We start from the raw sequence: 17,992 nt of genomic DNA, 5'->3' as shown, positions 1-17,992 counted from the left end.
TAGAGACGCAGAGACGCGCCTCCAAGGGCCATAGGTGGAGACGCGCAAGCGCGCCTCCAAGGAGCTTAGGCGGAAACCTGCACGATCGCGTCGATCTCGACCGCGGCGCCGAGCGGGAGGACGGGGACGCCGACCGCCGAGCGTGCGTGCTTGCCGGCATCGCCGAACAGCGCGACCATCAGGTCCGACGCGCCGTTGGCGACCTTGGGCTGATCGGTGAAGTCGCCGGTCGAGTTGACGAACACGCCGAGCTTCACGATCCGCTCGACTCGGCCGAGCGTGCCGAGCGCCGCCTTCATCTGTGCGACGAGCATGAGTGCGCAGAGCTTGGCGGCCTCCTGTGCGTCTTCGAGCGAGACACCGTCGCCCACGCGGCCGGTGACCAGGGCGCCGTCCTTGAACGGCAACTGACCCGAGATGTGGAGCATGCCGTTCGCCAGCACGGTCGGGACGTAGGACGCCACGGGTGCGGCAGCCTGCGGAAGGGTGAGGCCCAGCTCTTCGAGCTTGCGGTCGATACGATCGGTCATGGGGGTGGTATCACCACAGCGGTGGGGGATGGGTCAAGTGCATGGGGCATGCCCACCCCCTATCCTCCCCTGCAAGGGGAGGTGGCAGCGCTTAGCGCTGACGGAGGGGTGATCCCGTTCTCGATAGCGCGATACCCCTCCGTCGCTTCGCGCCACCTCCCCTTGCAGGGGAGGATCGAGAGGTCAGGCGCCAGCCGGCAAACCCGCTTCGAACCGCGCGGCGATCCAGTCCGCCGCGTCGCGCCAGTCGTCGATCCGCGCGTGTGCCTCGGGCGCCTTCGGCACGTTCACCGCCAACGTCGGCTCGGAGACCATGTGCAACCTGTGCACCCCCGGCGCGTGCTTCGCGACCGACTCGTGATGCACCGCCAGATCGTCGACGAACACCGTTACCGGCGACCCATATTCCGCGACCAGCCGCGATACCGGCGTGCCCTTGCCGCCCTGGTTGCACTCGACCCGGTGGGCGATGCCGAACTTCGCCAGCTGCTCGATTCGCGGCAGGCGACATTCGTCCTGGAGGTTGGTGAGGATGACGATATCCGCCACCTGCGCCAGCCGCTCGAGCGCCTCGACCGCATGCGGCACCAGCGTCTGGCGGTGCATCTCGCCCGGAAAGAACTCCCCCAGCATCGCCCACATGTCCTCGCGCGACGGCGGCGGCCCGCCATCGCGTCGCGTCATCGCGGTCGAGAAATCGCCGTGCTGGATCGCAAAGTCGATGTCGTGGCGCTCGTCGAGCCAGACACCGAAATGCTTGACCATGTGCAGCAGCACCTCGTCGCAATCGCTGATCAGCAATGGCCTCATGCTTCCAGCTCCCTACGGGCGCGGACCAGCGCCTCGGGTTTCACGCCGAGCGATTCGGCGCAGGCGATCAGATCCGGCTCATGGTTTTCGAGGAAGCCCAGCGCCGCGGACAGCACCGTCGGGTCGCTCGCCCTTGCGCGGAGATCGTGCGGCTCCAGACCGGTCACCGACAACAGCCGCATCGCGCGGTCGGGCTCAACCAGGGTCCAGACCAAAGCGCGCAGGGCGAGCGCTTCGGCGTCTTCGTTTGAATCGCGGTCGCGCATTGCCTATCGTGCCTTCTTTCCGGATAAGGTGTGGCGGTGACAAAGAAGGTGCTCGTTGTCGAGGACAACGAACTGAACCTCAAACTATTCTGCGATCTGCTGCGTGCGCACCAGTTCTCGGTCGAACCCGTGCGCGACGGCCGCGACGCGGTTGCGCGGGCGCGGGATTTCACCCCCGACCTGATCATCATGGACATCCAGATGCCGCACGTCACCGGCTATGAGATCATCCTCGAACTGAAGGCGGACGACGCGTTGCGCGCGATCCCGGTGATGGCGGTAACGGCCTATGCCGGGCGCGAGGACGAGGAGCGGATCCGGGCGGCTGGCGCGGATTCATATGTGTCGAAGCCGATCAGCCTGGCGCGGTTCATGGATGCGGTCGGGGCTTTGATCTGAAGACAGCCTCCCTTGCGTTGCCGATTTACCCCCGCCCCACACCGTCACCCCAGCGAAAGCTGGGGTCTCCCCGATACGGGCGCGCCCTCGCGGCGGGAGATCCCAGCTTTCGCTGGGATGACGAAGTCGGGAACGACGACCAGCACAAACGCCAAAAGCCGCGGAGTTACCCGCGGCTTTCCGGACCTTCGCAATCGGTCGGTGGCCAGAGCCACCAGCCAGATTACTTGATCTTGGCTTCCTTGAACTCGACATGCTTGCGCACGACGGGATCGTACTTCGAAAAGGAGAGCTTCTCCGTCTTCGTACGGGGATTCTTCTTGGTGACGTAGAAGAAGCCGGTGTCAGCGGTGCTGAGCAGCTTGATCTTTACGGTGGTCGGCTTGGCCATGAGCCCAATTCCTATGGCTTGAAAATGCGAAAGCGGCGAACTGACGCCGCCGCTCCATCAAGGGCGGCGCATGGCGGACGCGTACGACGAAGTCAAGCTTTACGCCCTTCGAGGAGGCCAACATACCGCATTTAACCCGCTATTCACTACCCAAGGCGCTATATACCCGCAGAGAACAGGAGCGGGGATCATGGGGCAGGCGCTGAGACTCACCGAGATCGATCGAATCGACGCCATGATCGCGGTGAAGGCCGATCTCGCCGCGCGAATCGCCGCGATCGACGTCCGGGCGCCCTATTCCCGCCCCTGCGACATCGCCACGGAGATCGATGCGATCCGCGTGATCGCGCACAGCAACGGGCTCAACCCGGCGGTCACCGTCGCGCACTTCGTCGATTCGGCGCTGTCCCGCGGCGAGCACGGCGCGCTGGTGCATGGTTGGCTGGCGATCCTGCGCGATGCAGTCGGCTGCGAGCGGCAGGACGTCCAGGCGTGCCATGCCTTCGCCGCCGCCTGTTCGGTGCGTCTTGCGGGATAATCCATGGACGCCTTGATGGCGGCATTCGTCGCGGCCGCGCTGGCGCAGGTCGGCGACCGGACCGCGTGGCTCGCCGCGATCCTGGCGGACCGGTACGCCAAGCCGGGACTGGTGATCCTGATGGCCGCGGTCGCGTTGCTTGCAGCGAGCGGCCTGGCGGCGACGCTCGGCGCGGTGATCGGACCGAAGCTCGCGCCCAACGCACAGCAACTGATGCTTGCGCTCGCGCTGCTATTGCAGGGCGGCAGGTCGTTCTTTCCCGCTAAGGCACCCGAACGCCTGACCGGCTGGAAGATCGGCGCGCTCGCCACCACCGTACTTGGCCTCTTCATTCTCGCATTCGGCGACGGCGTACAGTTCATCGTGCTGACGCTCGCCGCGCGCTCGCCCGTCCCGGCGCTCGCCGCGATCGGCGCGACGATCGGCTCGCTCGTCGTGATCGTCCCCGCTGCGCTGATGGGCGAGGCGGCGTGGCTGAAACTCCCGTTGAGGCCGCTGCGCATCGCCATCGGCATCGTGTTCCTGATCTTCGGGATCGTCCTCGCCCTCGGCGCGCTGCGGCTCGTTTGACCTGAGGAGCATTTTCGCGTTCGGATCGTTTACGCAACGATCTTCAAAACCGGAGCTAGCCATGGCCGACATCAACCCCGCCCTCGACACGCCCACCGACCTGCCGAGCAACAGCACCAAGTCGGTCGCCGACGCGCTGAACGCCGCGCTCGCCGATTGCTACGCGCTGTATCTCAAGACCAAGAACTTCCACTGGCACATGTCGGGGCCGCATTTCCGCGATTACCATTTGCTGCTCGACGACCAGTCCGCTCAGATCATCGGCGTGACCGACGCGATCGCCGAGCGCGTCCGCAAGACGGGTAATACGACGCTGCGCTCGATCGGCGATATCTCGCGGCATCAGACGATCGCCGACAACGACATGGCGTTCGTCGGCCCGACCGAGATGCTCGCCGAACTGCGCGAGGACAATCTGAAACTCGTCGAGCAGTTCCGTGTCGTCAAGGACGCCGCCGACGCCGCCAAGGACAACGCCACCAGCGGCATTGTCGACGAATGGACCGACCATGCCGAAGAACGCGCATGGTTCCTGTTCGAAGCCAGCCGCAAGGCCTGATCGTTACAGCCGAGGAACAATCCGGTCGCCGGGCCGGTTGAGAGACCTTACTGAAAACTGGAGGCCGCCATGCTGAAGCTCGCAATCACCTTTCTCGTTATCGGCGCCGTTCTCGCGCTGCTCGGCTTCGGCGGCATCGGCGGCGCGTTCATCGGGATCGCCAAGATCCTGTTCTTCATCGCGATCGCGCTGTTCGTGATCTTCCTCGTGCTCGGCCTGCTCGCGGGCAAGGGGATAAAGAACGCGATCGACTGACGCGCTTACCGCTCGCGACTCGCCAAGCGGCGCCAATCATGTAGCCTCTGCCGGAAACGGTGGAGGCTATATGCATTTCTGGATCCCGATCCTCGCGCTCGCCGCCTTGCCGGCCTCGTCCCTCGCCGGCGTTCCGGACGAGACGCGGTCCGCCGCCCCCGGAGTCGCACCGCCGGCCGCGAGCATCGAATCGCTCGCATGGCTGGAGGGAAGCTGGCACGGGCCCGGTCTCGGCGGCGATGCCACAGAGGTTTATGCAGCGCCCGAAGCCGGTCAGATCACAGGACATTTTACACAGACGCAGAAGGGTAAGGTCGCCTTTTACGAACTGATCCAGATCGTCCCCGTCGGCAGATCGCTGGCCTATCGCCTGCGTCATTTCAACGCCGACCTGACCGGCTGGGAAGACAAGTTGGGTAAGCCAGAGAGCTTCCCGCTCGTCGCGCTGGAGAAGGATGCGGTCCATTTCGATGGGCTGACGATGCGCCGACTCGGGCCCAACCGCATCGACGTCTGGGTACGGATCGACGGCAAGGCGCCGCGCGAGGTTCTTTTCAGCTACACGCGCACGCGGTGAAGATGGGCGCGGTGAAGATCGGCGCGGTGAAGGGGTGGGGGGAGCGGCGGCGGCTTCCCGTGCGTTGAACGACGATGCACGCATTCGCCGCCCTGCTCGACTCGCTCACCTACACCCGGTCGCGCAATGCCAAATTGAAGCTGATCGCGGATTATCTGCGCGCGACGCCTGACCCGGACCGCGGCTGGGCGATGGCGGCACTGACCGGCGATCTCGATCTCAAGGGCGTGAAGTCGGCCGTGATCCGCGGCTTGATCGAGGAACGCGTCGATCCGGTGCTGTTCCGGATGAGCCGCGATTATGTCGGCGATACTGCCGAGACGGTGGCGCTGCTCTGGCCGGAGCCGACGATTCCGGTCGATCCCGCCCCTTTGTCGATCACCGATGTCGTCGAGCGGCTCGCAGCGTTGTCGCGTGCGGATGCCCCCGGTGCACTCGCGGACATGCTCGACCGGTCCGATGCCGAAGAGCGGTTCGCGCTGCTCAAAATGGCGACAGGCGCGCTGCGGATCGGTGTGTCGGCGCGGCTGGCGAAGACCGCGCTGGCGGACGCGTTCGGACTCGACGTCGATGCGGTCGAAGAAGTCTGGCACGGCCTCGACGCGCCCTATGCCAGCCTGTTCGCCTGGGCGGAGGGCACGGGCGCGCAGCCGACCCCCGCCGACGTCCCGGTGTTCCGGCCGTTCATGCTGGCACATGGCCTCGAAGACCTCCGCGTCGATCTCACCGACTATGCTGCCGAGTGGAAATGGGACGGCATCCGCGTGCAGATCGTGCATGTCGCGGGCGAAACGCGTCTCTACAGCCGCACCGGCGACGACGTGACGGGCAGCTTTCCCGAGATCGCCGCCGCGTTTCGGACGCCGGGCACGGTCGACGGCGAGCTGCTGGTGAAGGGCGAGCATCAGGGCGGCACGCTGGAGGATGGCGGCGGTGCGGCGAGCTTCAACGCGTTGCAGCAGCGGCTCGGGCGCAAGACGGTGTCGGCGAAGATGCTGGCCGAATATCCCGCGTTCGTCCGGCTCTACGACCTCCTACTCGATGGTCAGGAAGATCTGCGGACGCTGCCCTGGACCGAGCGGCGCAAGCGGCTCGAGGCGTTCGTGCCGCAGCTCGATCCCGAGCGGTTCGATCTGAGCCTGGTGATCGAGGCGGACGACTTCACCGCGCTGGAGGCGATCCGCGCCACCGCGCGCGACGCGGCGATCGAGGGCGTCATGCTCAAGCGCCGCGACTCGCCCTATGTCGGCGGACGACGCGCGGGGCTCTGGTATAAATGGAAGCGCGATCCGCTGACCGCCGATTGCGTGATGATGTACGCGCAACGCGGTTCCGGGCGCCGCTCTTCCTATTATTCGGACTATACCTTCGGCTGCTGGACCGAGGACGGCGAGTTGCTCCCCGTCGGCAAAGCCTATTCCGGGATCACCGACGAAGAGCTGAAAATGCTCGACAGCTTCGTCCGCAACCATACGCAGAATCGGTTCGGCCCGGTGCGCGAGGTGGAGAAGACGCTGGTGCTGGAGATCGCGTTCGATTCACTCCACGATTCGAAGCGGCACAAATCAGGCGTGGCGATGCGCTTCCCACGGATCGCGCGAATCCGGACGGACAAGCCCGCGGCGGAGGCGGACCGGATCGAGACGCTGAAGCGGATGATTACGTAATCCGCGCGTCATCGAAGCACGCGGCATGGTCGGGCTATCACGCGCGATCCTGCCACGCGTAAGGATGGTCCGGTGAAAAGTTCGAAGCACCCCCGCACGGCAGCGGCACGACGCTGGCGGCGCGGCGCGTGGGTGACGGGCATCCTGTCGGCAATTGTCGTGCTGTTCGTCTATCTCGCGGGCTATTTCGATCGCGATCCGGTGCATGTGTATCCGGCTATCGGCGTCCGGTCGTCGGGAGCACCGTCGATCGCGGTCGTCAATTTCTCGGGCGACATGGGGCTGCGGTTCCTGCTCGGCGCGTCGACCTCGCGGGGACTGACCCAGCACGGCATCCCGGTCGTCGGGATCACGACGCCAGCCTTGTTCGCGAGCACCCGCACGCGCGAACAGCTGGATGCGATCGTCGCGGACGGAGTTCGAACGGCACTGGCGCGGACCGGTGCTAAGCGGGTCGTAGTCATGGGCCAGTCCTACGGCGCCGACATAGTCCAGACCGGGCTGGCGGACCTGCCTCCGTCGTTGCGCGCGAGGGTCGCGGCGATCGTGTTGATCCTGCCGGGAAACACGGTCTTCTACCGCGCCGATCCCTCCGGGCTTCTCTACGATCACGGAACGCCGGACAGCATGGGGGCGACAACCGGCAACCGACTGACCTGGGCGCCGCTGACGTGCATCTATGGGATCGAGGAGACCGACAGCCTGTGTCCGCTGCTGACGATAGCGAACGCGCGGAAGGTCGGAATGCCGGGCGGCCACAACATCCGCCACGATGCGGACGGGTTGCTGGCGCACGTGCTGGGGGCGATACGGGCGGTGGCGCCGGTGGCTGGGCAGGGAGTTTAGGGTGGGGTGCCACGGACCTGATCTCGGGCACATTACTGCAAGTCCCGTTACTCAAGTTCCGTCACACCGAATTCCGTCATCCCAGCGAAAGCTGGGATATCATCGTGTAGGCCACGGCACCCGCCAAACAAGGATACCCCAGCTTTCGCTGGGGTGACGAATGGGGGCGGTGTGACGATTGGCCGTTGAAATGACACGCATAGGCTGGACGAAACGGCAGCAGATGACGGGCGAGAAGGGTGGGTAAAGGATCTCGCGCCCCCCGAGAGCGTCTAGTGTCGAGACGCCCTACCGCTCAGCGCGAGGCGGGAGCGATCTTTATCTCGAACAGCGTCGGCCAGTATTTGCCCGTCACGAACAGCCGGTCTGCCTTCGCATCCCAGGCAATACCGTTGAGCACCGCCTCGGGGTCTGTCGCCGCGATCTCTGCGACCAGCGGGCGCAGGTCGATCACCGCGGTCGCCTTGCCGGTCTTCGGATCGATGCGGACCAGGAAGCCGGTGTGCCAGACGTTCGCCAGCAGCGCGCCGTGAACATATTCGAGCTCGTTGATGTCGCGTAACGGTCGACCGTCGATCGTCACCGCGACGCGCTTGCGTTCTGCCAGTGTCAGCGGGTCGCGGAAGATGATATCGGCGCTGCCATCGGACTGGAGCAGCGACACACCGTCGCTCGTCAGCCCCCAGCCTTCACCGGTGTACCGGTTCTGTCCCTTGGGTTTTAGCGTGCGAACGTCCCAGCGGTGGGCGATGCCGTCGTGCCAGGTGAGGCTGACGAGCTCGTCCTTCCACAGCGCTAGGCCTTCGCCGAACTGCGCGGGGTCGATACGCGCCTTCGCCAGGATCTTGCCGTCCTTGAGCGACACGCGGCGCACGTCGGATTGGCGTTCCTGGCCGGTGCTCTCGTAGAGCGCGCCGTCGTGCCAGAGCAGCCCCTCGGTGAACGCGGTGCGGTCGTGCGGGTAGCGCGCGACGATCGTCGCCGACAGGACCGGCACGCCCGGTTGCGCAGGCGCTCCAGAAACGAGAACGGCCGGCCCCGCCAAAGCGAGACCGGCCGCAATCAATATCCTACCGAACACGGTCGGATCAGTCAGCTGGATCAGCCGCCTGCGCTCAGGTTCACCGCTGCGTACTTGCCGCGACGATCGACCTCGAGCTCGAACTCGAGCTTGTCGCCCTCGTTCAGCGTCGCCATGCCGGCGCGTTCCACGGCCGAGATGTGGACGAATGCGTCAGGCTGTCCGTCGTCGCGCTGGATGAAGCCGAAGCCCTTCATCGCGTTGAAGAACTTGACCGTACCGGTCGCCTTCTCGCCGGTAAGCTGACGCTGTGCGCCACCTGCACCACCGTCACGGTCGCCACCACGGGGCGCGCCCGGGCCGGCATCACGGTCACGCGGCGGGCCGCGATCGGTGACGGCCATCGGCTCGCCGTCGATCTTCAGGTCGGTCGCCGAGATACGGCCACCGCGGTCGACGAGCGTAAAGCCGAGCGGCTGACCCTCGGCGAGAGCGACCATGCCGGCCTGCTCGACAGCGCTGATGTGGACGAACACGTCCTCGCCGCCGTCATCGCGAACGACGAAGCCGAAGCCCTTCTGTGCGTTGAAGAACTTTACGACGCCCGTGCCTTCGCCGACCACCTGGGGAGGCATGCCGCGACCACCGCCGCCGCCGCCACCGCCCGAGAAGCCGCCGCCACCGCCGCCGCCGCGGTAACCACCGCCGCCGCCGCCGCTGCCGCCACCGAAGCTGCTGCCGCCGCCGTAGCTGCTGCCACCGCCGCCACCGTAGCTCGAGCCACCGCCGCCGCCGCCATAGCTGCTGCCGCCGCCGAACCGGTCGCCGCCGCCACCAAAGCTGCTGCCGCCGCCGAACTCGTTGTCGCCGCCGCCGAAGCTGTCGCGCTTATCGCGGCCACGCCCGCCACGGTTCCCGCGGCCACCTTTATCGAAACCCATAAGCTCTGTTCGTCTTCCCGGTTCGCCCGCAAATTTCTCAAAACCCTTGTGCCGGACGACGAACGCAGGTTTTCCAGCGCGAAACCTTTTGCGCCTTGAGGGGACCCTTAGCGCAAAATACAAGCCGTCGCGAATAGATTCTGATCCGAAGACGCCTGATTTGGATCGATACTGGCGCAAGTGTCGCTCGCGAGCCACGACTCGTCGCAAGGGCGCCATGCAAGCCATCTTATCGCCCGATTCGGCGCCGCAGCCCAATATAGGGCCATTGAGCGTTGCGCCGCGGACCGCTACGGCCACCGTCATGACAGTTCATCTCCATGAAGGCGACATCCCCGCCGATCTGTTCGCGGCCGGTGCCGCGATCGCCGTCGATACCGAGACGATGGGGCTCATCACCCCGCGCGACCGGCTGTGCCTGGTCCAGTTGTCGGACGGCGGCCCGGACGAGCATCTCGTCCGCTTCGCCGCGGGCGCGGGCTATGACGCGCCCAATTTGAAGGCGCTGCTGGCCGACCCGGCGCGCGTGAAACTCTATCATTTCGGCCGATTCGATATCGCCGCGGTCCAGCATTATCTCGGTGTGGTCGCCGCGCCGGTCTATTGCACCAAGATCGCCTCGCGGCTGGTGCGGACGTACACCGATCGCCACGGCCTGAAGGAACTGGTCCGCGAACTGCTCGGCCAGGATATCTCGAAGCAGCAACAATCGTCAGACTGGGGCAGCCCCGAACTGTCCGACGCGCAGAAAGATTATGCGGCGTCGGACGTGCGCTTTCTCCACCGGCTGCGCACCGAACTCGACAAGCGCCTGATTCGCGAGGGCCGGATGGAACTCGCGCAGGCCTGCTTCGACTTCCTGCCGACTCGCGCCGCACTCGATCTTGCCGGCTGGCCCGAGATCGATATCTTCGCCCACGCATGACCCAGATGCCGGCGCCCTCCCCGACTGCTCGCCGTGCACGCACCGCACGGCAGGATTGGGCCGCGCCCGGTGGCAGCCACGATCGTTTCGTGGCGATCGCCCGCGTCGCGCTGCCGACCGCGATCGGCGTGCTGGCGGCGTTCCTGGTGATGGCGCCGCTGACCGCGGGCGGCGACGTGTCGTTCCTGCTCGACAAGAACAAGGTCGAGGTCGCGCAGGAGAGGATGAAGATCCAGGCGGCACGCTATCGCGGCGAGGACAGCAAGGGCCAGTCCTTCACCCTCGACGCGAAGTCCGCGATCCAGAAGAGCTCGGCCGAGCCGATCGTCCAGCTCAACCAGCTCGCGGCACAAATCCAGCTCACCGACGGCCCCGCCAACATCAAGGCGAACACCGGCCGCTACGACATGGACACCGAGAAGGTGCAGCTGTTCGGCCCGCTCAACGCCACCGCGGCGGGCGGCTACGACCTGAAGACGACCAACGCGACGATCGACATGAAGGCACGCACGCTCGAAAGCGGCGGTGCTGCGACCGGCACCGTCCAGCAGGGGACCTTCAGCGCCAACAAGCTGCGCGCCAACCTCGAGGAGCGTACCGTTACGCTTGACGGCAATGCCCGCTTGCGGATCATCCCCAGAGGGCCGAAATAGCCGCCATGCGCGCTTCCCCTATCTTCGCCGGTCGGATCCTCATCGGGATAACCGCCGTCCTGCTCTCCACGACCGCGGTCGCGCAGCAGTCGCACAATTCCAACGCCCCGATCGATTTCGGCGCGGATCATATCGAGCTTCAGGACAAGGCGAACCGCGCCATCCTGTCGGGCAACGTCGCGGTCAAGCAGGCCGAGATGACGCTCAATTCGGCGCGAATGACGGTCGCCTATACCGGCCAGGTGATCGGCGGAAACCCGCAAGTCTCGCGGCTCGACGCGTCGGGCGGCGTGATCGTCAAGCGTCCCGACCAGACGGCGCGCAGCCAGTACGCGATCTACGACCTCAACCGCCGCGTCATCACGATGCTCGGCGCGGTCACGCTGACGCAGGCGGGCAACACCGTGAACGGCGGGCGCCTGACGATGAACCTCGACACCGGCCGTTCGGTGATCGACGGATCGTCGGTCGCCGGGGGCAGCGCCGCGGGATCGGCCGCGAGCGGTGGCACGGTCAAGCAGACCGGCGGCCGCGTGACCGGCACCTTCTCGGTCCCCAAGCGCAACTGACGCGCAAGCGTACCGCAGGGGCTTCCCTCCGGCGGCGCGCTCATGCATGTTTCCTGCCAAACCCCCGAGGTTCGGCGACATCATCAACGCCGAGCGTTCGGCGACTGACTTTTGCGAGGGCCTGATCCCATGGACGCCACCACGCTGCCCCCGATCGAGGACGTAGAGCCGATTTCCGAGCCGCCGGTGAGCAACGGGCTGCAGGTCGTCTCGATCGCGAAGTCTTACGACAAGCGCGTCGTGCTGACCGACGTGTCGGTGTCGGTCGGACGCGGCGAAGTGGTCGGGCTGCTCGGCCCGAACGGCGCGGGCAAGACGACCTGCTTCTATTCGGTGATGGGCTTGGTGAAGCCCGATTCGGGCCGCATCATGCTCGACGGCGAGGACATCACGAAGCTGCCGATGTACCGGCGCGCGATCCTCGGCCTCGGCTACCTGCCGCAGGAAACGTCGATCTTCCGCGGGCTGACGATCGAGAAGAACATCCTCACCGTGCTGGAGCTGTCCGAGCCCGACAAGGCGGCGCGCCAGCGGAAGCTCGACACGCTGCTCGAGGAATTCGGGCTGACCCGGCTCCGTGCGGCCCCGGCGATGGCGCTGTCGGGCGGCGAGCGGCGGCGCGCGGAAATCGCCCGCGCGCTCGCGGCGGATCCGTCGATCATGCTGCTCGACGAGCCGTTCGCGGGCATCGACCCGATCTCGATCGCCGACATCCGCGATCTGGTGAAGGACCTCAAGCGCCGCGACATCGGCGTGCTGATCACCGACCACAACGTCCGCGAGACGCTGGAAATCGTCGACCGCGCGTACATCATCTATGATGGCCGGGTGCTGTTCTCGGGTTCGCCCGCGGAACTGGTTGCGGATGCCAACGTGCGACGGTTGTATCTCGGCGAAGGCTTCTCGCTTTAGGTTTATGCCGCCCTCCCCCGCCCACAGTCCCACTCCCCCCGTCATCCCAGCGAAAGCTGGGATCTCCCGGTGAGAGCGCGCGCCCTAGCCGCGGGAGACCCCAGCTTTAGCTGGGGTGACGGTATCTGTTGGGGTAGCCTGGCATGAGCCTCGCCCCTCGCCTGGACATCCGCCAGTCGCAATCGCTGGTGATGACCCCGCAGCTCCAGCAGGCGATCAAGCTGCTGGCGCTGTCGAACCTCGAGATCGAGGGGTTCATCGCCGAGGAAGTCGAGCGCAATCCGCTCCTCGAAGCGAGTGCAGCCGAAGATAACGACGCCCCCGACCGCGAACCCGCCCCCGAAGTCCGCGACGAACGCGTCGCCGCCGACGAACTCGTCGCGGGCACCGGCGCCGGCGACGAACCGACGCTCGACGTCGACTATGCCACTGAAAGCCACCAGCAGGACAGCGTCGCCGACGGCGGCAGCGGGATGGACGGCGCACTGTCGATGACCGGCGCGAGCGCGGGCGGTGTCGGCGGCAAGGACGGCCCCGATCTCGACGCGTTCGCTGATACCAGCCTCAGCCTCGCGGACCATCTCCTCGCGCAGGCCGGTCCCGCGATCCCCCGCGAGGATGCGTTCATCGCCGCGCACCTGATCGATCAGATCGACGAGGCGGGCTATCTCACCGTGTCGCTGCTCGACATCGCCAACAGGCTCGGCGTGCCGCTGGTCCGTGTCGAGGCCGTGCTGGCGACGATCCAGACCTTCGACCCGACCGGCGTCGGCGCGCGCGATCTTGCCGAATGCCTGACGCTGCAGGCGAAGGAAGCCGATCGCTACGACCCCTGCATGGCGTTGTTGATCGACAATCTCGACCTGCTCGCGCGTGGCGAGCTGACCCGATTGAAGCGGATTTGCGACGTCGACGACGAGGACATGGCCGACATGATCCGCGAACTGCGCGGCTATGATCCGAAGCCCGGCTGTCGCTATGGCGGCGAGCCCGCGCAGTCGGTGACGCCCGACCTGTTCGTCGCGCGTACGAAAGCCGGCTGGGCGATCGAGATCAACGCCACCACGCTACCCCGCGTGCTGGTCAATCGCAGCTATTACACCGAGCTGTCCGGCGGGCAGCAGGACAAGGCGTCGAAGGCGTGGCTGAGCGATTGCCTCGCCAGCGCGAACTGGCTGGTGAAGGCGCTCGATCAGCGCCAGCGGACGATCATCAAGGTCGCGACCGAGATCGTGAAGCAGCAGGAGGCGTTCTTCCTGAAGGGCGTCGCGCATCTCCGCCCGCTGACGCTGCGCCAGGTGGCGGACGCGATCGAGATGCACGAATCGACCGTCAGCCGCGTGACGAGCAACAAATACGTCTCGTGCGCGCGCGGGCTTTACGAGCTCAAATACTTCTTCACGAGCGCGATCCAGTCGGCGGACGGCGGCGAGGCGGTGTCGGCACAGGCGGTGAAGTCCGCGATCCGCGCGCTGATCGATACCGAGGGCGCGAAAATCCTGTCGGATGACACTCTGGTCGAGTTGCTGAACGCGAAGGGGTTCGACATCGCGCGGCGGACGGTGGCGAAATACCGCGAGGCGCTGGGGATAGGAAGTTCGGTGCAACGCCGCCGGGCGAAGGCGCTGGAAGGGGTGCGGTAGCTCGCTGCCCCTGCGGTAAAAGACCGCAGATCGCCGTCCCCGCTAATCCTCCCCCGCCAGGGGGAGGTGGCTGGCCCTTGCCAGACGGAGGGGGAGGTAAGGAGCCACTTCCGTTCCGTGTCCTCCCCCTCCGTCGCCTTCGGCGCCACCTCCCCCTTGCGGGGGAGGATTAGAAGGGGTCAGTTCGGCACCTGCCCCGAACCCTCCGCACCCGACACGCTCGCCCCACCTGGCGGCGTCGCACTCCGCGCCTCGCCGACCGCCTGATCGTACCAGCGCGCCAGATCCGCCTTCATCTGGTGCAGCGCCTCGGGGTTGAGATACGTCATGTGCCCCGCGGGATAGTAGCGAAACGCCAAATTCCGCTGCCGCGCGGGATCGAGCATCATGTGGTTCAGATCGTTCTCGGTCCCGAAGAACGGCGTCGCCATGTCGTAATAGCCGTTCATCGACAGCACGTTGAGATACGGATTCTCGCGCATTGCCGCGGCCAGATCGACCGCGGTGTTGGGGTTGTTCTGCGACTGGCCGCCACGACCCGGCGCGTCGTGCTTCCAGTTCCACGTCCAGCCCGGCGCGTCGCGTGCGCTGAGGCGATACGGCATCTCGGTCTTGTAGCCGAGCGTGTGCGTCACGTAATCGTTGAACGTCGCGATGAACGCGCCGGCGATCGCGGTGTCCGACGCGTCGGTCTCGGGTCGCTCGCCCGCCGCATCGCTGTCGACGCCGGTATAGCGCGAATCGAACCGGCCGAGCGTGAGGCGCTGATCGCGGAGCAGCTCCTTCTGGAAGCGGGCGAGATCGATGCGGAGGTTGGCGCGCTTGATGAAGTCGGGCGAGATCCCGATCAGCTGGCTCATCCGGGTGGCGACCGCGTCGCGCTCTGCGTCCGAGATCGTCTGCCCCTTCGACAGCGCCGCCGCGTATGGCCCGGTCGCGAACGCGCGCGCCTCGGCGACCGTCGTGGCAACGTCGGCGGGGCGGTTCTGCAGGCGGTTGTGGTACCACGCGCTCGCCGCATAGCTCGGCAGATAGTTGAGATAGATCTGGTCGAGCCCCGGCTGGCGATACCCATAGTTCATGATCGACGACAGCAGCACGACGCCGTTCAGCGCCATCCCGCGATCCTGCAACTGATACGCGAGCGCGCCCGAGCGCGTCGTCCCATAGCTCTCGCCGAACAGGAACTTCGGACTGTTCCAGCGGCCGTATTTGGTGGCGTAGCGCAGGATACCCTTGGCGAATGCATCGGCATCCTCGTCGACGCCGTAGAAGGCGGACGGCTTGGTGTCGCCGAGCGGTCGCGAATAGCCGGTGCCGACCGCGTCGATGAACACCATGTCGGTCTTGTCGAGCAGCGTGTCGGGGTTGGGCCCGAAGTCGTACGGCGCGGGCCTGATGTATTCGGGATTGGCGGTGCGCAGCCGGACCGGCGCGAACGAGCCCATGTGCAGCCAGAAACTGGGCGACCCCGGCCCGCCATTGTAGAAGAACGTCACCGGCCGCTTGGTGCCGGGCTTCACCCCGTCGAGCGTATAGCCGGTGTAGAACAGGCTGGCCGTCGGCTTGCCCTCGGTATCGCGCAAGGTCAGCGTGCCGACGGTCGCGGTGTAGCCGAGCGACTTGCCGCCGACCGTGACGCGGCCCTTCGTCTTGACCTCCTGCTCGGCGACCGGCGCGTTGGCGTAGTCCGCCTCCGCCTCGGCCTTCATCCGCTCCGCGTTGGTCTCAGCCTTGTCCTTTTTCGGCGCGTCCTGCGCCATGGCGGTGGTCGAGAGCGCTAGCAGTAACAGAGCGGCGAACTTGGTCGAACGGGCCACGGATCATCCTTGCGACAGGGGCAATGTCCTATCCTGCCGCAGCCTCCACAAAGCGCAAGGCCTCAGTCGTCCTCGTCCTCGAACCCGACCAGCGCCAGCGCGCGCGCCTTGATCTGGCGGGTCATGCACCAGTGGACCAGCGCATCCTCGCGGCCGTGCGTGACCCATACTTCCTGCGGGGCGATCTCGGTCAGCGTCGTGGTCAGTTCGTCCCAGTCGGCATGATCGCTGAGGATCAACGGGAGCTCGACGTTCTTCTGCCGCGCGCGACCCCTCACCCGCATCCAGCCGCTCGCCATCGCGGTGATCGGATCGGGCAGCCGCCGCGACCAGCGATCGTTGAGCGCACCCGGCGGGCACATCACGACATGCCCCGCCATGTCTGCCTTCTTCGCGTCGGCGACCGGCAGGAGTTCGCCGAGCCTCACGCCGTGCTCTGCGTACAGGTCGCACAGCTTTTGCAGTGCGCCGTGGATATAGATCGGGGCGGTATGCCCGCGCTCGCGCAGTTCGGCGATCACGCGTTGCGCCTTGCCGAGCGCATAGGCGCCGACGACGACGCAGCGGTCGGGGTTGGCGTGCAAAGCGGCGATCAGCTTGTCGATCTCGTCGCCGGTGTCGGGGTGGCGGAACACCGGCAGGCCGAAGGTGGCCTCGGTGATGAAGACATCGCATTTGACGGGTTCGAACGGCGTGCAGGTCGGGTCTGCTCGGCGCTTGTAATCGCCCGAGACGACGATCCGCTCGCCGCGATAGTCGAGCACGATCTGCGCCGAGCCGAGCACGTGGCCGGCGGGGACGAAGCCGATATCGACCTCTCCCATCCGGATCGTCTCGCCGTACGCGACCGGATGGCCGGCTTGCGGACCGTAGCGCGCGTCCATGATCGCGAGCGTTTCAGGGGTGGCCCAGACCGCCGCGTGACCCCCGCGCGCGTGATCGGCATGGCCGTGCGTGACGAGTGCCTTCGCGGTCGGGATCGAGGGGTCGATCCAGGCGTCGATCGGCTTGACGAGGATGCCGTGCGGATGCGGTTCGAGCCAGTCGCCGAGTTTTGCCATGCGGGGGTAACGCGTGACGCGGGGGTGCGGTGCCGTGAACCTCGGCCTGCGCGTGTGCCGTGACCCATGGTCCCCGTCATGCCGGACTGGTTCCGGCATCCACGCCTCCGCACGATCGAGAGCAGTGAGGTCGCGGAACGGTGGGCCCCGGAACGGGTCCGGGGTGACGGAGTGTTGGTGGGGTCTGTCATTCCCCTGTTCAGGACAAGCCGGAGTCGATGTCGCGGCGCGCGTTGGCAGCGACCGATCGATCCTCCCCCGCCAGGGGGAGGTGGCACCGCAGGTGACGGAGGGGGAGGACACGGAACGGCGGTTACCCTTGCCTCCCCCTCCGTCTGGCAAGCGCCAGCCACCCCCCCCTGGCGGGGGAGGATCGTAAGTCCTTGCTTTACCGCCGCCCGCCGACCTTGATCGTCGCCAAAATCGCGTCCATCCGCGCCGCCGCCACCGCCTGGGGCGGCGCAAGCCGGCCGGCTGGTGCGGCCGCCTTCACCGCATAGGTGATCCGGTCGATCGCATAGCAGGCGCCGTTGATGACGCTGCGGAAGTTAGTCGCGTTGACCTGCTGGCTCATGCCGGCGTCACCGTTGGTGTAGACCGTCCAGCGGTGGCCGCCGAGCATCCGGTTGGGAAGCCGCCTGGCATGGCCGGCAACCAGACCCTCGGTACCACATTTGGCGACCACACCCGCGCTCCGGCTGAAGCCGACCTGGATCATCTCGGTCACCTGCCCCTGGCCGTCGGTCGGTTTGGCGACCTGCCAGAAGCGGACGATGCCGACGCCGCGGCCGACCGGCGTCCCGTCCCACATCTGGCGCCAGCCGCTGTTCAGCAGCGCGCGGCCGGCGAAGTTGCGCGTCGGGAGGACGCTCGACGGATGCGAGAGGCGGACCATGCCGCCGCCGCCGACGAACGACTTGTTGGCGGCAGTGGCATTGGCGAACGGCAGGAGTGCGAGCAACGGTAGCGGCAGGAGATAACGAAAAAGCGACACCGATCGTCTTTCACAACAGAGCTTTAGCCAAAGTGGCGGTCGTTC

General features: G+C 66.4%; 22 protein-coding genes. 13 read left to right on the top strand and 9 right to left on the bottom strand.

All coding sequences use genetic code 11. The annotated features are described in order from the left end of the window. Nucleotides 1–65 precede the first annotated feature (65 nt). The 3 genes from U1737_RS17845 to U1737_RS17835 form a co-directional block, all read right to left on the bottom strand. Nucleotides 66–530 carry a RidA family protein gene (locus U1737_RS17845; RefSeq protein ID WP_107963944.1) on the bottom strand — a complete coding sequence of 155 codons (465 nt, stop codon included), beginning with the start codon at nt 528–530 and terminating at the stop codon, nt 66–68. A gap of 183 nt (nt 531–713) precedes the next feature. Then, the gene (locus tag U1737_RS17840; protein WP_332797705.1) at nt 714–1,340 is read right to left on the bottom strand and encodes an HAD family hydrolase; all 627 of its coding nucleotides are present in this window, start codon (nt 1,338–1,340) and stop codon (nt 714–716) included. Next, nucleotides 1,337–1,606: a DUF3572 domain-containing protein gene (locus U1737_RS17835; protein WP_332797704.1), complete on the bottom strand. Its 270-nt coding sequence runs from the start codon at nt 1,604–1,606 to the stop codon at nt 1,337–1,339. The genes U1737_RS17840 and U1737_RS17835 overlap by 4 nt, the downstream gene beginning before the upstream one ends. Nucleotides 1,607–1,642: 36 nt before the next feature. Between U1737_RS17835 and U1737_RS17830 the strand changes: the two genes are divergently transcribed. Further along, nucleotides 1,643–2,005: a response regulator gene (locus U1737_RS17830; protein WP_332797703.1), complete on the top strand. Its 363-nt coding sequence runs from the start codon at nt 1,643–1,645 to the stop codon at nt 2,003–2,005. A 223-nt stretch (nt 2,006–2,228) separates the two neighbouring features. Here the strand turns inward: U1737_RS17830 and rpmG are convergent, their stop codons facing one another. Then, complete coding sequence (gene rpmG / locus U1737_RS17825; protein ID WP_055881863.1) at nt 2,229–2,396, bottom strand: 50S ribosomal protein L33; 168 nt, start codon at nt 2,394–2,396, stop codon at nt 2,229–2,231. Nucleotides 2,397–2,586: 190 nt separating this feature from the next. On the opposite strand from rpmG, the gene U1737_RS17820 reads away from it, so the two are divergent. From U1737_RS17820 to U1737_RS17790, 7 genes are all read left to right on the top strand, one after another. Beyond that, nucleotides 2,587–2,934 carry a hypothetical protein gene (locus U1737_RS17820; RefSeq protein ID WP_248524606.1) on the top strand — a complete coding sequence of 116 codons (348 nt, stop codon included), beginning with the start codon at nt 2,587–2,589 and terminating at the stop codon, nt 2,932–2,934. A gap of 3 nt (nt 2,935–2,937) precedes the next feature. Beyond that, nucleotides 2,938–3,504 (top strand): TMEM165/GDT1 family protein, encoded by a 567-nt coding sequence (locus tag U1737_RS17815; RefSeq protein WP_332797702.1) that lies wholly within the window; start codon nt 2,938–2,940, stop codon nt 3,502–3,504. A gap of 61 nt (nt 3,505–3,565) precedes the next feature. Further along, nucleotides 3,566–4,063: a Dps family protein gene (locus U1737_RS17810; RefSeq protein WP_332797701.1), complete on the top strand. Its 498-nt coding sequence runs from the start codon at nt 3,566–3,568 to the stop codon at nt 4,061–4,063. A 69-nt stretch (nt 4,064–4,132) separates the two neighbouring features. Then, on the top strand, nt 4,133–4,318 hold the full coding sequence (locus U1737_RS17805) for a DUF1328 family protein (protein ID WP_055881870.1): 186 nt from the start codon (nt 4,133–4,135) through the stop codon (nt 4,316–4,318). A 70-nt stretch (nt 4,319–4,388) separates the two neighbouring features. Further along, nucleotides 4,389–4,895 (top strand): DUF6265 family protein, encoded by a 507-nt coding sequence (locus U1737_RS17800; protein WP_332797700.1) that lies wholly within the window; start codon nt 4,389–4,391, stop codon nt 4,893–4,895. 74 nt (nt 4,896–4,969) lie between these two features. Beyond that, complete coding sequence (locus tag U1737_RS17795) at nt 4,970–6,562, top strand: cisplatin damage response ATP-dependent DNA ligase (RefSeq protein ID WP_332797699.1); 1,593 nt, start codon at nt 4,970–4,972, stop codon at nt 6,560–6,562. A gap of 72 nt (nt 6,563–6,634) precedes the next feature. After that, nucleotides 6,635–7,408, top strand: a complete 774-nt coding sequence (locus U1737_RS17790; protein ID WP_332797698.1) for an AcvB/VirJ family lysyl-phosphatidylglycerol hydrolase — start codon at nt 6,635–6,637, stop codon at nt 7,406–7,408. A gap of 295 nt (nt 7,409–7,703) precedes the next feature. Here U1737_RS17790 and U1737_RS17785 read toward each other — a convergent pair whose 3' ends face one another. Beyond that, nucleotides 7,704–8,474, bottom strand: a complete 771-nt coding sequence (locus tag U1737_RS17785) for a glutaminyl-peptide cyclotransferase (protein WP_332797697.1) — start codon at nt 8,472–8,474, stop codon at nt 7,704–7,706. Between the two features lie 35 nt (nt 8,475–8,509). After that, nucleotides 8,510–9,370: a cold-shock protein gene (locus tag U1737_RS17780; protein ID WP_332797696.1), complete on the bottom strand. Its 861-nt coding sequence runs from the start codon at nt 9,368–9,370 to the stop codon at nt 8,510–8,512. A gap of 304 nt (nt 9,371–9,674) precedes the next feature. On the opposite strand from U1737_RS17780, the gene U1737_RS17775 reads away from it, so the two are divergent. The 5 genes from U1737_RS17775 (at nt 9,675) to rpoN (ending at nt 14,072) form a co-directional block, all read left to right on the top strand. Next, a complete protein-coding gene (locus U1737_RS17775; protein WP_332797695.1) occupies nt 9,675–10,295 on the top strand; it encodes a ribonuclease D in 621 nt (206 codons plus the stop codon). Further along, complete coding sequence (gene lptC, locus U1737_RS17770; protein WP_332797694.1) at nt 10,292–10,948, top strand: LPS export ABC transporter periplasmic protein LptC; 657 nt, start codon at nt 10,292–10,294, stop codon at nt 10,946–10,948. Before U1737_RS17775 ends, lptC begins: the two co-directional genes overlap by 4 nt. A 5-nt stretch (nt 10,949–10,953) precedes the next feature. Continuing rightward, nucleotides 10,954–11,517 carry an LptA/OstA family protein gene (locus U1737_RS17765; protein WP_332797693.1) on the top strand — a complete coding sequence of 188 codons (564 nt, stop codon included), beginning with the start codon at nt 10,954–10,956 and terminating at the stop codon, nt 11,515–11,517. Between the two features lie 129 nt (nt 11,518–11,646). Continuing rightward, nucleotides 11,647–12,429 (top strand): LPS export ABC transporter ATP-binding protein, encoded by a 783-nt coding sequence (lptB, locus tag U1737_RS17760; RefSeq protein ID WP_187502235.1) that lies wholly within the window; start codon nt 11,647–11,649, stop codon nt 12,427–12,429. Nucleotides 12,430–12,572: 143 nt separating this feature from the next. After that, the gene (gene rpoN, locus U1737_RS17755; RefSeq protein WP_332797692.1) at nt 12,573–14,072 is read left to right on the top strand and encodes an RNA polymerase factor sigma-54; all 1,500 of its coding nucleotides are present in this window, start codon (nt 12,573–12,575) and stop codon (nt 14,070–14,072) included. A 179-nt stretch (nt 14,073–14,251) separates the two neighbouring features. On the opposite strand, the gene U1737_RS17750 is transcribed toward rpoN, so the two are convergent. From U1737_RS17750 to U1737_RS17740, 3 genes are all read right to left on the bottom strand, one after another. Further along, nucleotides 14,252–15,835, bottom strand: a complete 1,584-nt coding sequence (locus tag U1737_RS17750; RefSeq protein WP_332797728.1) for a S10 family peptidase — start codon at nt 15,833–15,835, stop codon at nt 14,252–14,254. A 119-nt stretch (nt 15,836–15,954) separates the two neighbouring features. Further along, the gene (locus U1737_RS17745; RefSeq protein WP_332797691.1) at nt 15,955–16,953 is read right to left on the bottom strand and encodes a ligase-associated DNA damage response exonuclease; all 999 of its coding nucleotides are present in this window, start codon (nt 16,951–16,953) and stop codon (nt 15,955–15,957) included. 388 nt (nt 16,954–17,341) lie between these two features. Next, complete coding sequence (locus tag U1737_RS17740) at nt 17,342–17,947, bottom strand: hypothetical protein (protein ID WP_332797690.1); 606 nt, start codon at nt 17,945–17,947, stop codon at nt 17,342–17,344. Nucleotides 17,948–17,992: the final 45 nt, after the last annotated feature.

Origin of the sequence: Sphingomonas fucosidasi, assembly GCF_036663855.1 — a bacterium.
In the GTDB taxonomy this organism is placed as follows: Bacteria; Pseudomonadota; Alphaproteobacteria; order Sphingomonadales; family Sphingomonadaceae; genus Sphingomonas; species Sphingomonas faeni_B.
Note: the sequence above shows the minus strand (reverse complement) of the source record. Positions and strands in the feature narration are given on the sequence as shown.

Coding starts and splice junctions, on each gene's coding strand:
- lptB (WP_187502235.1), top strand. CDS start 11,647: ATGGACGCCACCACGCTGCCCCCGATCGAGGACGTAGAGCCGATTTCC.
- U1737_RS17810 (WP_332797701.1), top strand. CDS start 3,566: ATGGCCGACATCAACCCCGCCCTCGACACGCCCACCGACCTGCCGAGC.
- U1737_RS17815 (WP_332797702.1), top strand. CDS start 2,938: ATGGACGCCTTGATGGCGGCATTCGTCGCGGCCGCGCTGGCGCAGGTC.
- U1737_RS17745 (WP_332797691.1), bottom strand. CDS start 16,953: ATGGCAAAACTCGGCGACTGGCTCGAACCGCATCCGCACGGCATCCTC.
- U1737_RS17840 (WP_332797705.1), bottom strand. CDS start 1,340: ATGAGGCCATTGCTGATCAGCGATTGCGACGAGGTGCTGCTGCACATG.
- U1737_RS17820 (WP_248524606.1), top strand. CDS start 2,587: ATGGGGCAGGCGCTGAGACTCACCGAGATCGATCGAATCGACGCCATG.
- U1737_RS17795 (WP_332797699.1), top strand. CDS start 4,970: ATGCACGCATTCGCCGCCCTGCTCGACTCGCTCACCTACACCCGGTCG.
- lptC (WP_332797694.1), top strand. CDS start 10,292: ATGACCCAGATGCCGGCGCCCTCCCCGACTGCTCGCCGTGCACGCACC.
- rpmG (WP_055881863.1), bottom strand. CDS start 2,396: ATGGCCAAGCCGACCACCGTAAAGATCAAGCTGCTCAGCACCGCTGAC.
- rpoN (WP_332797692.1), top strand. CDS start 12,573: ATGAGCCTCGCCCCTCGCCTGGACATCCGCCAGTCGCAATCGCTGGTG.
- U1737_RS17805 (WP_055881870.1), top strand. CDS start 4,133: ATGCTGAAGCTCGCAATCACCTTTCTCGTTATCGGCGCCGTTCTCGCG.
- U1737_RS17780 (WP_332797696.1), bottom strand. CDS start 9,370: ATGGGTTTCGATAAAGGTGGCCGCGGGAACCGTGGCGGGCGTGGCCGC.
- U1737_RS17750 (WP_332797728.1), bottom strand. CDS start 15,835: ATGGCGCAGGACGCGCCGAAAAAGGACAAGGCTGAGACCAACGCGGAG.
- U1737_RS17835 (WP_332797704.1), bottom strand. CDS start 1,606: ATGCGCGACCGCGATTCAAACGAAGACGCCGAAGCGCTCGCCCTGCGC.
- U1737_RS17775 (WP_332797695.1), top strand. CDS start 9,675: ATGACAGTTCATCTCCATGAAGGCGACATCCCCGCCGATCTGTTCGCG.
- U1737_RS17800 (WP_332797700.1), top strand. CDS start 4,389: ATGCATTTCTGGATCCCGATCCTCGCGCTCGCCGCCTTGCCGGCCTCG.
- U1737_RS17845 (WP_107963944.1), bottom strand. CDS start 530: ATGACCGATCGTATCGACCGCAAGCTCGAAGAGCTGGGCCTCACCCTT.
- U1737_RS17765 (WP_332797693.1), top strand. CDS start 10,954: ATGCGCGCTTCCCCTATCTTCGCCGGTCGGATCCTCATCGGGATAACC.